The following is a 14,423-nucleotide window of genomic DNA, read 5'->3' on the forward strand; positions in this document are numbered from 1 at the left end:
TGAACGGTGTTCAAGTTTGGGGGGATCGACATGCGCGTTCTGGTGATCGGCGCCGGAATCGGCGGTCTGTGCCTGGCACAGGGGCTGCGGCAGGCCGGGATCGACGTGCGAATCTACGAGCGCGAGGCGAGCGTGCGGGCCCGGTACCAGGGCTTCCGGATCGGCATCGGCGGCCCGGGGCTGGCCGCGCTGCGCGAATGCCTGCCGCAGCGCTTGCACCCGTTGCTGGAGGCCAGCACGGGAGAGCTCTCGGGTGAGCGGCGGGTGGTCGACGAGCAGCTGCGCGAGATCCGCCGACTCGGCGCGCTGCACGGGGGCATGGCCACCGACCGGCACGTCCTGCGGCATCTGTTGCTGGCCGAGCTCACTGACCGGATCGAGTTCGGCAAGCGGCTGGTCCGCTACACCGAGCTGAGCGACGGCACCGTCCGGGCCGAGTTCGCCGACGGGAGCAGTGCCACCGGAGACCTGCTGGTGGGTGCGGACGGCGGCAACTCCCCGGTGCGTCGGCAACTCCTGCCCGACGCCGAGGTGGTCACCCTCGATGGCAACGGCCTGCTCGGCCGCACGCCGCTGACCGACCGGTTCGCCGGCCTGGTCCCGGGCTTCGGCACGTTGGTCCACGGCCCCGAGGTGCGGATGCTGCTCGGCAAGATGGAGTTCCGCCGCCCGCCGCACATCGCCGCCGCCGAACTGGCCCCCGATGTCGAACTCCCGGAAACCGGAAGCTACCTGCGCTGGGCTGCGTTCCTGCCCGAGTACATCAAGCCGCTGCCCGCCACCTGGCCGGAGATCCGCGACCTGCTGCTGGCCGGCATCGCCGGCTGGCACCCCGACCTGGTGGAGCTGGTACGCCAGTCGGACGTGGTGAACAGCTCCGTACTGACGGTCCGCCACGCGAAGCCGGTGCCGCACTGGGGCACCCGCCAGGTCACCCTGCTCGGCGACGCCATCCACGTCATGCCGCCGAGCGCAGGCATGGGCGCCAACACCGCGTTCCGGGACGCGGCACTGCTCTGCCGCGCGCTCACCGCGGTCGAACGCGGCGAGGCGGAGCTGCTGCCGGCCGTCGAGCGGTACGAGCGCGAGATGCTCGAGTACGGCTTCGCGGCGGTCGCCGAGAGTCTGGAACAACTGCCGGCCTTCGCCCCGTCGGTCACGGCGAGTGCGGCACCGGCGGGCGCGGCGAGCCCACACTGACGGGTGGCACTGAACCGTGGGCGCCGACGGTGTGCACGCCGGCCGATGGACGCGAACGGGTGGCCACCGACGAGACGCGGGCGACGTGAACGGCGACAGGTGAGCGCCGGTCGGCGGTCGCAGCAGCCGATCGGACGCGGCCGTCGGAGCGACAACGTCTACGCGGTCCTCCGCGTGCGGCCAACCCGAACCACATCAAGGACCTAACGAAGCCCTAATAGGAGAAGACCGGACCATGCCCAAGAGGACCACCGCCACCCCGTCCGCCCATCCCCTGGCCGTCGTCCTGCGCCCGCTGGTGGTGGACGTCGGCGTCCCGCTGGCGGTCAACTACGTGCTGCACTCCGTCCTGGGCTTCAGCCCTGTGGTCGCGCTGCTGCTAAGCAGCGTGCTGCCGGCGGTCCGGACGGTGGCGGGCCTGCTCAGAGAGCGGCGGATCAACGGGGCGGCCGGGCTGATGTTGCTGGTCAACGCGGCCGGGATCTCTCTGTCGCTGGTGTCCGGGGATGCCCGGCTGGCGGTCGCGAAGGACGGTGCGCTGAGCAGTGTGATCGGCATCGCAATGGTCTGCTCCGTCTTCGCCGGTCAGCCGATGGTGAGCACGGGGCTGAAGCCGGTCCTCACCAAAGGTGAGCCGGCCAAGGTCGCCGCGTGGGAGCGTCTGAGCGTCGGGTCGGCCCGGTTCCGTCGGGCCGAGAAGGGCTTCACGCTCGTCTGGGGCCTGGCGCTGCTCGGCGAGTGTGCGGCGCGGGTCGTGGGTGCCTACACCCTGCCGGTGTCGTCGATGGCCTGGCTGTCCACGGTCTTCCTGCTCGGAGCGTTCGTCGTGGCCTTCATCGCCGGCGCGCCGTTCCACAACCGGATCGAGAAGCTCGTCGACGCCGAGGCGCGAACCGTCTTTGAGGCGGATGTCGAGACCGCGGCGGCGCTGAGTGCCGCTGCCGAACACCGTCCAACGCTGAGCGCGACCTGAAGAGGCTTTCCTCCCCCGCCGCTGTCGCCGCGGGATGCGTGCAGGGCCGCGTTCGCAGCGCTGACAGCGAGCGGTGGACCCACCACGGGAAAGGCCAGACCGGGCCGCACACCCGCACCCGGGCGGCCGTCAGAGGATCCGTGTTCCCCTGCCCGGCGCGTGCCGGCCGCACACACCACACCCCCGGCAGGGGGGGTTCCAGAGGGGCGACGGACCCACCCCGTCGAAGTCGGCTCGCCCCGGCTTTCCCATGCCTGCCAGTTTCCGTTCCCATCACTTGAATTCGAGAAGGAGAGCGCATCATGTCGAAGCGGACCCTCGCCCTGGCGATCGGTATCGCCGTCCTCGCCGGGCCGGCCATCGCACCGGCGGCGGAAGCCGAGGAAACGCCCCCCGCGGCGACCATCACCATCGACGGACGCATCACCAGCACCGTCCCGGCGGACGCGGTCGGGGTCAACACCCCGTTCTGGGAACCGAATTTCGCGCGCCGCGACACCGCCCGGCGGATCCGCGAGGCCGGCATCACCACCTTGTCGTTCAACGCCGGCGGACCGACCGACCTCTACCACTTCGACCACGGCGGCTGGCTCAGCCCCGACCCGTACGGCCCGTACAACGGCCCCGACGGCCACGGGTACGAGAGCGGCGCGCCGCGCTTCACCTTCGACCGGTTCGCCAAGACCGCCCGCGCGGCGGGCGCGGGCATGCTCGTCCACGTCAACTACGGGACCGGCCCGACCGACACCAGGGAGCACCCCAGTACGGACGCCGACCCCAAGCCCGGGGATCCGCAGGAGGCCGCCGCCTGGGTGCGCTACGCGAACGTCACCCACGACTACGGCGTGCGCGACTGGGTGATCGGCGAGGAGACCTACCTCAACGGCTGGAACAAGCCGCCGGGCCCGACCGAGCCCGGCAACAAGTACCGGGTCCGCGAACCCGACGCCCACCCGGACAAGTCCCCGCAGGCCTATGCCCGCAACAGCATCGAGTACGCCAAGGCCATGAAGGCCGTCGACCCCGGCATCCGCGTCGGCGTCGAACTCTTCCCGTATGACCCGGCGGCCCTAGACCAGCCCGGGCTCGAGTTCAACCGGTCCGCCAAGGAATGGGACGAGGCCATGCTCGCCACCCCCGGACTGGCCGACGCGATCGACTTCGTCGACGTCCACTGGTACCACGCCCGCTACGCCGGCGCCACGACCGACGACAAGCTGCTCGCCGACACCGCCGCCACCGCGCCGGCCATGGCCACGGTGCGCGCGGCCCTCGACCGGGTATCGGCGCCGGGCCACCGCATCGACATCGTCGCGGGCGAGACCAACCTCAACAACACGGGCGACCCGCGCCAGCGAACCGCCGCAGGCGCCCTCTACCTCCTGGACAGCAACCTGTCACTCCTGGACAACGGAGTCTCCCGGGTCGACTGGTGGGCCCTCTACAACGGCCCGCAGTGGACCGAGGACGGCAGGAAGGAGTGGGGAGACCTCGGGCTGCTCTCCTCCGGCGAGTGTCCTTCCGGCTGGACCGGCCCGCAGCCCTGCGAAGCGCCCGCCGGCACGCCATTCGCGCCGTTCCACACCATGAAGCTGCTGACCACCGCGCTCAGGGGCGGCGGCAGCACTCTCGCGGTCTCCTCCGACAGCCCCACCCTCGGCGCGCACGCGATCCGACGGCCCGACGGCACCCTGGCCGTGGTCGTCGTCAACAAGGACCCGCAGCACACCCAGCAGTTCCACCTCGACCTACCCGGCTCCTACCGCGCGCAGCACACCCTCGCCTGGCACCAGGGCGACACGGCCGCCACCGTCCACCGCGGGCCGGCGCCGACCTCGCTCGCCCCGTACTCGGCCGCGGTCATCCTCCTCACCCCGCGTCGCTGACTGAGCAGCCCATGTCCGCCTCGCGCAACAGGGCTACAGCAGTAAAGAGGCGTCCCGGCTGGTGGGCGTTCACCCCCGTACTGGACGCGAGTGGCGCAACGGCCGGACGGACCCGAAGAGGTTCAGGGCACCCGCTCGACCCGAGCGGGCGGGTGCCCTTCTCCGCGTGTGAGTGGGTGGGGTGGTGTCAGCGGGTTGGGCGGCAGCTGGCTTGCCAAGGACGGGGATTGCTGGGCTGGTGTGGCGGGTCGGTTCGTTGAGTCGTCGTGTTCCCGAGCTGGCGGTTCAACGGCCACGCTGCGGGCCGTAGTCGGGCATCTACGGCTGCTGGCTCCTCCACAGCGAGTATGAGGAACTCGACGAGGACCTCGACGATGTCGAGGACTGGGACGACGAGCAGGCCGAGCAGCACCAGGATCGTAGCCGCGAGCGTTTCGCCCAGCTCGTCCGCGAAGCCGCCGCCCACCATCGCGGCCGGCTCATCTGACCACCCGCCCCGACACGCTCCCGCGCCATTCTGCCGGACCGAGTCAATCACTCACTGTGGCATCGGACGTCCGGTGGCGTCCCCGGTCCACCTCCTGCTTTTGGTCGCTTTCTGTGACCAGAAGCACGGGCGAACTGCTGCTACCGAACGTCTACCCCGGCGACCGGAACCGTCCAACGGACAGTCGGCCCCATCCGCGAGCCGTGCGAAAAGCAGCCTGCATACGACCACCATGCGCTCACCATCGGCGGATCATGGCCCTGACCTGCGGCGCTCCCTTGATGCGGCGCCAAGGGCGACCCGGGGTGAGACTGGGGGAATCCCCTCCGCCCTAGCCTTCGAGGCGATCACCATGCACCCCTCCGCCCCCGAGCGCGGACGCGTCTACCGGCGCTGCGGCTGCCGCGACGCCAGCTCGGCGCCCGCTGCCCACATCTCGAGACCGACCCGGACCACGGCACCTGGACGTACGCCGTCGACGTCCCCTGGCCCGACCAGCGCCGCCACACCGTGCGCCGCGGCGGCTACCCCAACGAGGACGCCGCCCGCAACGACCTCAAGCGCTTCCTCGACGGCAAGGCCTACGGCTACAGCCCCGACCCCAGGCAGACCCTCGGCGACTACCTGATCGCCTGGCTCGCGAACCAGGAACTACGGCTCAAGCCCACCACCCTCGCCCGCTACCGCGCCTACGTCCTGCAGGACCTCGTCCCCGCACTCGGGTACATCCTCCTCGACGACCTCGTCTACGAGCACATCGACCACTACGCCCGCGCCCAGCTCAAAGCCGGCCGCGGCTTCGTCACCGTCCACCGCATCCTCGCCACGCTCTCCAGCGCCCTCGGCGCCGCGGTCGTACACCACCGCCTCGGCCACAACCCTGCCAAGCCCGCCGTCATCCCCCGCCCGCCGACCCCCGAACGCCGGATCTGGACCCCCGACGAGGCGGTCCGCTTCCTCGACTACACCCGCGAGCACGACCCGCTGTTCGCCCGCCTCGTCGAGCTGATCATCAACACCGGCATGCGCAAAGGCGAAGCCCTCGGCCTCCACTGGGACGACGTCCACCTCGACCAGGGAGTCCTGTTCGTCCGCTACACCCTCTCCAGCGTCGACAACCAGTACACCGTCCTCACCGCCCCCAAGACCCCCAGCAGCCTCACCTGGATCGCCATCAACGACCGCGCCCGCCGCGCCCTCGAAGACCAGGCCGACCGCCACTTCCTCGGCCTCGCCATCCCCGCCCACGGCTACGTATTCCAGCGACACGGCCGCCCCCTCGACCCCCACTACGTCCTCAACCACTTCCACAAACTCTGCGACCAGGCCGGCGTCCCCCGCATCACCGTCCACGACCTGCGCCACCTCGCCACCACCCTCGCCCTCGACGCCGGCGTCCCCTTCGTGATCGTCTCCAAGACCCTGCGCCACCGCACCCTGTCCACCACCGCGAACATCTACAGCCACCTCACCCGCCAAGCCGCCCGCGAAGCCGTCGACGCCATCGCCCACCTCCTCGACTCCGCCGAGCTCGCCCTCCACGCCGCCCAACGCGCGGAAAAGCCAAGGAACCTGATCGACCAGTTCCGCGACCACCTCGCCGGACGCCGACGCAGGAACCGCCGCGAACACGCAGCTCACGCCCCCATCCCGCTGTGACCGGCGCGACCACCATGCGACCACCAGCTGACAAAACACCAGAAGGCCGCTCCCACCTCACGGTGGAAACGGCCTACGACCTGCGGCAATGCAAGTCGGGACGACAGGATTTGAACCTGCGACCCCTTGACCCCCAGCGGTCGAAAGAGTGTCCGGCTAGTGTTCGTCAGTCCGAATCCCGCAGGTCAGGGCCTACCTCGTTCGCCCCGCATGACGCCTGATCCCGCCTCATGCCACCCAGTCCGTGAGAGCCGCGTGAGAGGCAACGAACGAGGGGGAGTTCGAGAGTGATTTGCATCACGCCCCAGGTGGGGCTCCCCCGACTTGCCCGATCTGCTGCCCGGCGAGGACCGCACCCTGGGCCGAGCAGGTCGCGATCTTCACGGGGACCGAAGCCCTGGACCGCGTTCCTGTGATCGCCGAACATGCTCCGGCACTCGGCCCGGCAGTAGTTGAGGCCACCGAAGGAGCAGGCACAGCGGCCAGCCCAGGCGACTTTCTGCGCACTGCACGGTTTGCCAGTGGGCGGATCCACCGGGATTGGTACGAAACCCACCTGTATCGGGCAGAACGGCAGTGTCCCGTGCAGGGGCCGGACGGTAAGGTGAGAGCCGTTCTGTAGCGGATTCTGCGGCGCCGCAGTGCAGGTAGGGAGGGCTGGCGTGTCTCAAGAGCCGAGCGAGCTCGAAAGCCGGTTCACGGACCTGGCTCTCGCATCAGCCAATTTCGGATTCCTGCTTCCCTACGAGCCGCTTCTCGTTCTCCACGGCGCTGCATGTGAGGCGCGTGCGTGTACTGCCCCCGCCGATTCGGCGGTGGCGGCGCGTCAGTTCGGCGAGGTTCTCGCTGCCAAGCTCGGCCACCTGGCCGGGGTGCGGCTGCCCGCAGGCGACCAGCTGGCCCGTCTGCAGACCCTGGCCAGCGCTGGGGTGCTCACCGCGCGGGTCCTGGCCGCATTCCAGGATCTTCACGGCTTCGACGGCGGCGAACGTGACGAGGAAGCGACGGCGGCGCACCTGGTTGACCGCTGTTTCATGCTGGCCGTCTGGTTCTTCCGTCTCCAGACATCTGATCAGGAGCCCATGGCCTTCGTCAGGGCCACAGCGTCCGATCTGAGCATTCTGGCGCAACGAGTGGCTTCCCTGGAAGGGGTCCTGCCCCGTCTGCGCCGAGAATTCGACCTGCGTGTTACGCCGGCGGCCCTGCCAGCCTCCCAGCGCGAACAATTGATCGCCAGCGCGCGTGATGCCGCCCATGAGCCCCTGCGGGAAGCCGAGATTGCCTCGGAGGTACAGCGCAGGCTCACCAGAGCGGGATGGGATGTCCTGGGCGCGGGTGAGGAGGATGAACGCAGCCGCTCCCTCGGCTGCGTACTGGTTGGCCCCCGCCTGGCCGGCGGACACCGTGCCGACATGCTGTTGACGGTCGGCGGGCAGGTGGTAGGGATCATCGAGTGCAAGCGGGACGGCACGGATCTCGCCGACGCCATGGAGCAGGCGGGCGCACTGGCCGCGGCCGCCACGGACTCATCGCCGTGGCCCGTCTGGCGCTCTCCGTTGCCGTACCGGTATGTGAGCGATGGCCGGCGTCTGCTGTTCTGCGACACCAATGACCCCGAACCACAATCACGTCTTGTGAGCGGATTCCACCAGCCCAGCACGCTGGCCCGCTGGCAGCGGGAGGCGGAGGCGGACCGCACGGCGCCGACCTACCGGGCCCGCCAAGCCGCATACCTGCCCGGGGCCGACGAGGGATTCCGGCAGCTTCGCCCATCCCAGTATCGGGCGGTATGGGCGGTCGAACAAGCCCTTGAGGCCGGTCAGCGACGTGCCCTGGTGCAGATGGCCGCCGGCACAGGACGGAGCTTCACTGGGGTGTTCACCGCGTACCGTCAGCTCAGGTACGCGAGGGCAAGCCGCATCCTCTTCGTGACTGATCGAAACGTGGTAGCGAAGCAACTAGTCTCCCAGCTACGCCAGTTCAGCATGCCAGACGGAGGGCGCAGTCTCGCCGACGTGTACCAGGTCGAAGAGCTGACCGCGGCCGGCCCGGCACCGTCCGCTTCCGTAGTCGTAGCCACGGTGCAGAGACTGTCGGCCATGCTGGCCGGCACTCCAGCCCCGGAGGACGGATCCGTGGGCGTGTCGGCGTATGAGACCGCCGAACGGCAGGCGCAGCCGGATGTGGCCCCCCTCGACGTGACCTACTGCAAGGCACTGCCGCCCGATTCGTTTGATTTTGTCATCGTCGACGACTGTCACCAAGGGCTCTACGGACAGCGGCGTGCCCTTCTTGAGTACTTTGACGCTCCTGTAGTCGGCTTCAGCTCGACGCCCACGGCCACCGTCTTCGGCTTCTTCAACGGCAACCTGGTCAGCTCCTACACCTACGAACACGCAATCGCCGATGGCGCCGCCGTGGACTACTCCGTCTACGAGGTGCGGTTCGACGACTCCCGGCAGGCGGCGTTCACTGCGCCCAGCGATGCTCCTGATGTGGAGACCAAGGGCTCGCGCCGCGCCCAATACGAGCAGCTGGATGAGGACCAGGCCCACAGCGGGCCCAACGGCCCTGCGCGAGTTGTCGAGTCGGAACAGCTGACTGCGGTAGTGACGGCTTTCCGTGACGCTCTGCCGAACATGTTCCCCGACAGGACACCCCGGGGCGGCGTGGTCCCCAAAACCGTGGTGTTCGCGCAAGACGGCGCGCACGCGGACGAGGTCGTGGAGCGCATCCGCGAAGTGTTCGCCGCCGGGGACACCTTCTGCCAGCTGATCACGCATCGCGATGATCGTGCGGCGCAGCTGCTGCGGGAGTTCAGGACCACACCGCAGTTCCGGATCGCGGTCGTGACGGATCTGATCTCCGGGTTCAGCGACATGCGGGCGATCGAGTGCCTGCTGATCCTGCGCGAGGTGCGCTCCACCGCCTACTACGAGCAGTTGCTGGCCCAAGGAACTCAGCCCATCTCGTCGGCGGAGCTGCGCGCCGTCACCCCGGGGGCGGTCGCCAAGACCCAGCTCGTGGTCGTCGATGCGGTGGGCGCTTCGCGCCACCGCCGGCCGCTCGTGAATGTGACCGACGCAGCCGGACAGGCTGGGCGGGCCGCCTTGGAGCGCCTGCTCCACCGCACGGTGAACGGCCTTGTGACGCCGGAGGAGACGGCTGAACTGGGGGTCAGGCTCGCCCGGCTCATCCCCATGCTGAGTGAAGCGGCCGACGCTGAGATCCGGAAGCTGGCGGGCCTGCCTTTGCAGGAGCTGGTGGCCGGTCTTCTCGACTCGGTCGACCCGGATCACCTGGCGCAGCTGCGCCAGGTGGGAGGCGAAAGGGCCGTCGAGGACGGCAGGCGCGAGGCTGCCGCCGCGCTCGCTGAGACACCTGCACTCCGGGAGGCACTGCTCAGCCTCTACGACCGGCCAGCCGTATCGCAGGTGACGGCATCCAACAGGCAGCGCCGGCGGGCGGAGGCGGTTAGTCGGCGTCTGACCGCGTTCACGCGGCAGGCCGGGCCCTTCACACCGGCTCAACTGTGGTGGATTGAGAACATCGCGGACGCGATGGCCGCGGCCCGATTCGACCCCAGGGACCTCGACGGCGTCCCCTTCTCGGGGCGCGGCGGCACGGACGGATTCCTGGGCATCTTCGGGCCCGACGCCGCGGTTGACCTCCTGGGCGAACTGCGCAGGGCCCTGGCTTGAAGAATGACTTGCCTGCCGGCTGGAGGGTCGTCCGGCTAGCCGACGTGCTGAGCGAACCGCTAGTCAACGGCCGGTCTCTGCGCCCTGGTGAGAACGGCTTCCCCGTACTACGGCTGACGGCACTTCGGGCAGCCACAGTGGACTTCACCCAGTCCAGGAGCGGCGACCGGAGCGAAGACGGGAGCGCACTGTTGCTGGCCGAACATGGGGACTTGCTGGTCGGCCGGGTCAATGGCTCGCTGTCCCTGGTCGGCGAGGGCGCGTTGGTGGACGAGCCCCCGACCCCCACGACATTCCCCGACACCATGATCCGAGTGCGTGTGCGTCACAGTGCGGTCGACCCGCGCTACCTCGCACACCTGTGGAAGTCGCCGATCATGCGGCGCCAGATACAGGCTCGCGCCCGCCAGGGTGGCGCAGCGATCTACCGGATCAACCAGCGTGACCTGGCCGACGTCCTGTTGCCCCTTCCTGGCCTTGCCGAGCAGCGTCGGATCATCGGCCTGCTGGAGGAGCACATCGCCCGCATCGACGCCATCACCATCCGCACTGGCAACGCACTCGACCATGCCGACGTCCTGAGCCGCACCCTGACCGCGCGGGCGGGGCTCGGCCAGCTTTCCGGCACTGCTTACACACCCGCGGGCCTGCCCCCGGCCGGCACCAGCGACGGCACGCTTCCCCACCTGCCCGCGCACTGGCGATGGGCCCGCCTGGAAGACATCGCCGAGGTCACACGCGGCATCACCACGCCCAGCAAGCAGCAGTGGAATCCCGCCGACGTGGACGTTCCCTGCCTGCGGGTCGCGAACGTGCAGCGCGGCCGGCTGGACCTGGACGACGTACGCACGGTCCGGCTGCCCGCACCGCGGGAGCAGGCAGCCCGCCTCCAGGCAGGCGACGTGCTGCTGACGGGAGGCGGGTCCCGCGACACTCTGGGCCGCGGCTGGATCTGGGAGGAGCAGTTGCCCCAGTGCGTACACCAGAACCATGTGTTCCGCGCCCGGATCACCAGCCGGCAGCTGCACCCCAAACTGCTGGCCTGGCACGCCAACGGCTTCGGCCGCCAGTGGTGCGAACGCAACGCCACCCAGGTCACGGGGCTGGCGTCCATCAGCCTGGGCAAGATCCGGCTCATGCCGGTGCCCGTCGCGCCCGCGGAAGAGCAGCACCGGCTGGTCGCGCTGGTCCAGGCCCACACCGCGGCCCTAGAGGCGGCGGCCGCGGCGGCCGAACGCGCTCTCGTTGTGGCAGGCCGACTGCGATACAACCTCCTTGAACGCGGCTTCACCGGTCACCTGTCCCATCCGCTCCCTCCGTCCGGGCAACAGGAGTCTGTGCTGTGAACCCCACTGTCTCGTCCCGCCCCGGGCACGACCAGGACCTTGTAGAGCTCCTGTGGTCCTTCGGCGGCGCACTGCGAGAAGACGGGATCTCGGGCCTGGAGTACGTCGAGCAGCTCTCCTGCCTGATTCTCCTCAAGCGCGCCCACGAACAACGCCACCGCCCGCTCAACCCGCAGGACGTGCTCGGCCACGACGCCTGGGGACAACTCCTGTCGTCGGCCCGCGACCACCAGGGTCTGCTCTACGAACAGACTCTGGCTCGCCTCGCCTCCCGGCCCGGAACGCTCGGGATGCTCTTCCGCAGGGCACAAAACCGCATCCCGGGCCCGGCCAGCCTCCACCGCATGATCGACCTGGTTGACCGGCGCCACTGGTCCGCAGGCGACAGCGGCGCCATCTTCGAGGCGTTGTTGACCCGCTCGAGTGCGGACCGGAAGACCGGTGCAGGCCAGTACTTCACACCCCGGCCGCTGATCGAGGCGATCGTCCAGTGCGTCCAGCCCGGCATCGACGACACGATCACCGACCCGGCCTGCGGCACCGGCGGCTTCCTGATCAAAGCATTCAACTACCTGATCGACAACTTTCCTCCGGGTGTCACCTCGGCCCAACGGACGCGGCTCAACGAGGGCGCGTTCTTCGGCACCGAACTCGTCGACGCCACGGCGCGGCTGGCCGTGACGAACCTCGTGCTGCACGGAATCACCCGGGCTGACGCGGCCAACCCCTGCGTCACCGTGGGAGATGCGCTTGCCCGCCCGCCGGTGCGGCGCGCGACGCTGGTCCTCACCTCGCCTCCGTTCGGCCGACGCTCCACCAGCGAGGCGCCCTACCGGGAGGACTTCTGGACAGGAACCACCAGCACGCAGCTCAACTTCCTCCAGCACGTATACAGCCTGCTGGAGACCGACGGCCGGGCAGCCGTCGTGGTGCCCGACAGCGTGCTGTTCGAAGGAGGGGCCGGCGAGCTGATCCGACGCCGTCTGCTGACCGCGTGCGACGTGCACACCCTGCTCCGCCTTCCCACGGGCGTCTTCTACGCCACCGGCCTCAAGGCCAGCGTCCTGTTTTTCGACAAGCCCGACCCACGGCCGGACGGTAGCCCATCGACGAAACGGCTATGGGTGTACGACCTGCGCTCCCAGAACCCGGGGCCGGCCAAGACCACGACGCTTGCCCGCGCCGACTACGGCGACTTCGTGTCCGCCTACCGGCCCGGGCGGCCCCGCGGCGAACGAGTCGAGACACCACACTTCCGGCCCTTTGCCGTGGAGGACTTGCTCGCCAGGCACAGCGTCAACCTGGATCTTCAGGTTGCCGACCCCCCAACCGAGCCCTTCATGCTGGAGGAGCCCGAGACCGACCTACACCGCATGGCCGAAGAGATCACTGCTGAACTGAGTGCGGCATTGGCCGAGTTCGCTGCCCTGGCCGAAGCGCTGCGCCCGTACGGCGTGCACGGAGGCGGACCGAATCCGGAGGCGGAGCGGTGAACTCGACCATAGGCGCCACGACCGGAGGGATGACGTGCGGCTTCTGCGACTGAGCCTTCCCTCCTACCGGGGACTGCACCACTTCGAGCTGGATCTCACGGGCGCCCTCGACGGCGGCCACGCCATCGCCACACTCATCGGCCCCAACGGCGGCGGCAAGTCGCGGGTCCTGCGCGCGCTCGCCGAGATCTTCGGCGCCCTCCACCGGCCAGGGCACCGTGCGGCCTTCGCCTTCGAGGTCCACTACGTCGTGCACAACACGACCGTCCGGGCCGTTCAGACCTCGCCCGAAGCCTCCCCCAAGCTGACTGTGACCGGTTCCGGGCACCGGGCGACGCGCGTGGGCCGCGCAGACTGGGCGCAGTATCTGCCCGATCACGTCTTCGGCTACCAGGCGCACTCCCAGGCCCCCTGGACAAGCGAGTTCGACCAGCACCGCCGCTTCGCCGCACGCCGCATCAGCGAATGGCGCCAGCAGTGGATGAGGGAATTCGGTGAGTGGCGCGCGGACCACTCACCGGAAGAACTAGAGCTGTGGACAGAGCAGCTCATGCTGCCCATCAGCTGCCCCCTATACACTCCCGTGTTCCTGTGCACCCCCGCCCACCTGCCACTGCTGTTACTTGCACAGACCACCCACTGGTCCGACTCGTTCGGCAACTATCTACGTCGCTACTCCTACATCCAGCGCGTGGCCTCCGCGGTCCTGCGGATCAGGGCACCCCGTGCCGCACGCCTTCCGTACCTGGCCGCGCTTCCGTACTGGGGGCTGGGCGGGCCCGCCCGCACCCTGTTCGCGGCCGCCGCCGAGTCCGGCCGGTTTGGCCTCATCCCCGACGCCGACCCGGTGAACGGGGCCGGAAGCCCCTCCGACGGGTTCCAAATCGTCCTGGGCACCTCCGAGGACGTCCGTGCCTTCCGCAACCTCTTCGACAGCGACCTGTCAATGTTCGGCCTGCTGGCCACCCTGCTCGACGCCGGCTACCTCACCGTCGACGTCCGCTTGGACAAGGGCGACGCGCTCACGCTCGGCCTCGACGACCTGAGCTCGGGCGAGGAGCAACTCCTGACCATCTTGGGCCTGCTGAGACTGCAGCGGGCGCATGAGTCACTCTTCCTTCTGGACGAACCCGACTCGCACTTCCACCCCGAGTGGAGCCGGCGCTGGTACTCCTCCGTGCGCAACGTGCTGGGACCGCATCACGACTCGCAGTTCCTCACCGCCACCCACGAACCGCTCCTGGTGGCCAACATGACCCGCGCGCAGATTCGCGTTGTCACCACCGATGACGAGGGCCAGGCCACCGCGGTGATCCCCAGGGCCAACCCGCGCGGACAAGGCGCCGGCGGCTTGCTGACCACCGACCTGTTCGGTCTGCCCACCCAACTAGACGAGCACACTCAGGAACTGATTAACCGTCAGTACGAGCTGCTCCCAGAGGCGGAAGGCGACCCGGTCAAGCAGGCAGAACTCCGCGACGTCACCGCCCAGCTCGACACCATGGGCTTTCCCACCTCCGACCGCGATCCGCTCGTGGCGGCTTTCCTCGCCGAGCTCCACCGCAGACGCATCGCCCTCGTCGAGGCCGCCCGGGGCCCCAACCCCCCATCGCCCGAAGAACTGCAGTCCCTGGTTGCCGAGTTGTTCGACGAGCGCTTCTCGTCGATGATCTGACGC

The 14,423-nt window shown here is 69.3% G+C and carries 8 protein-coding genes; all 8 read left to right on the top strand.

The annotated features are described in order from the left end of the window. The first annotated feature begins 30 nt into the window (after positions 1-30). The 8 genes from ACIRYZ_RS14515 to ACIRYZ_RS14550 all read left to right on the top strand — a co-directional run bounded on the left by ACIRYZ_RS14515 (position 31) and on the right by ACIRYZ_RS14550 (position 14,420). Positions 31-1,200, top strand: a complete 1,170-nt coding sequence (locus ACIRYZ_RS14515) for an FAD-dependent oxidoreductase (protein WP_402943613.1) — start codon at positions 31-33, stop codon at positions 1,198-1,200. Positions 1,201-1,435: 235 nt separating this feature from the next. Then, positions 1,436-2,173, top strand: coding sequence for a VC0807 family protein (locus ACIRYZ_RS14520; RefSeq protein WP_402943616.1), 738 nt, complete (start codon positions 1,436-1,438; stop codon positions 2,171-2,173). 302 nt (positions 2,174-2,475) lie between these two features. Beyond that, a complete protein-coding gene (locus tag ACIRYZ_RS14525; protein WP_402943619.1) occupies positions 2,476-4,059 on the top strand; it encodes a hypothetical protein in 1,584 nt (527 codons plus the stop codon). A gap of 997 nt (positions 4,060-5,056) precedes the next feature. Next, complete coding sequence (locus ACIRYZ_RS14530; RefSeq protein WP_402943622.1) at positions 5,057-6,205, top strand: tyrosine-type recombinase/integrase; 1,149 nt, start codon at positions 5,057-5,059, stop codon at positions 6,203-6,205. Positions 6,206-6,867: 662 nt separating this feature from the next. Then, positions 6,868-9,906, top strand: a complete 3,039-nt coding sequence (locus ACIRYZ_RS14535) for a DEAD/DEAH box helicase family protein (protein WP_402943625.1) — start codon at positions 6,868-6,870, stop codon at positions 9,904-9,906. Positions 9,907-10,043: 137 nt separating this feature from the next. Continuing rightward, a complete protein-coding gene (locus tag ACIRYZ_RS14540) occupies positions 10,044-11,252 on the top strand; it encodes a hypothetical protein (protein WP_402943628.1) in 1,209 nt (402 codons plus the stop codon). Then, the gene (locus tag ACIRYZ_RS14545; protein ID WP_402943631.1) at positions 11,249-12,745 is read left to right on the top strand and encodes a class I SAM-dependent DNA methyltransferase; all 1,497 of its coding nucleotides are present in this window, start codon (positions 11,249-11,251) and stop codon (positions 12,743-12,745) included. Before ACIRYZ_RS14540 ends, ACIRYZ_RS14545 begins: the two co-directional genes overlap by 4 nt. A 34-nt stretch (positions 12,746-12,779) precedes the next feature. Continuing rightward, positions 12,780-14,420, top strand: coding sequence for an AAA family ATPase (locus ACIRYZ_RS14550; RefSeq protein WP_402943634.1), 1,641 nt, complete (start codon positions 12,780-12,782; stop codon positions 14,418-14,420). Positions 14,421-14,423: the final 3 nt, after the last annotated feature.

The sequence above is a fragment of the Kitasatospora sp. NPDC101155 genome (genome assembly GCF_044768305.1).
Lineage (GTDB): Bacteria > Actinomycetota > Actinomycetes > Streptomycetales > Streptomycetaceae > Kitasatospora.

Bases quoted from the DNA above. Each gene is read 5' to 3' on its own strand.
- ACIRYZ_RS14515 (WP_402943613.1), top strand. From the start codon at position 31: ATGCGCGTTCTGGTGATCGGCGCCGGAATCGGCGGTCTGTGCCTGGCA.
- ACIRYZ_RS14525 (WP_402943619.1), top strand. From the start codon at position 2,476: ATGTCGAAGCGGACCCTCGCCCTGGCGATCGGTATCGCCGTCCTCGCC.
- ACIRYZ_RS14520 (WP_402943616.1), top strand. From the start codon at position 1,436: ATGCCCAAGAGGACCACCGCCACCCCGTCCGCCCATCCCCTGGCCGTC.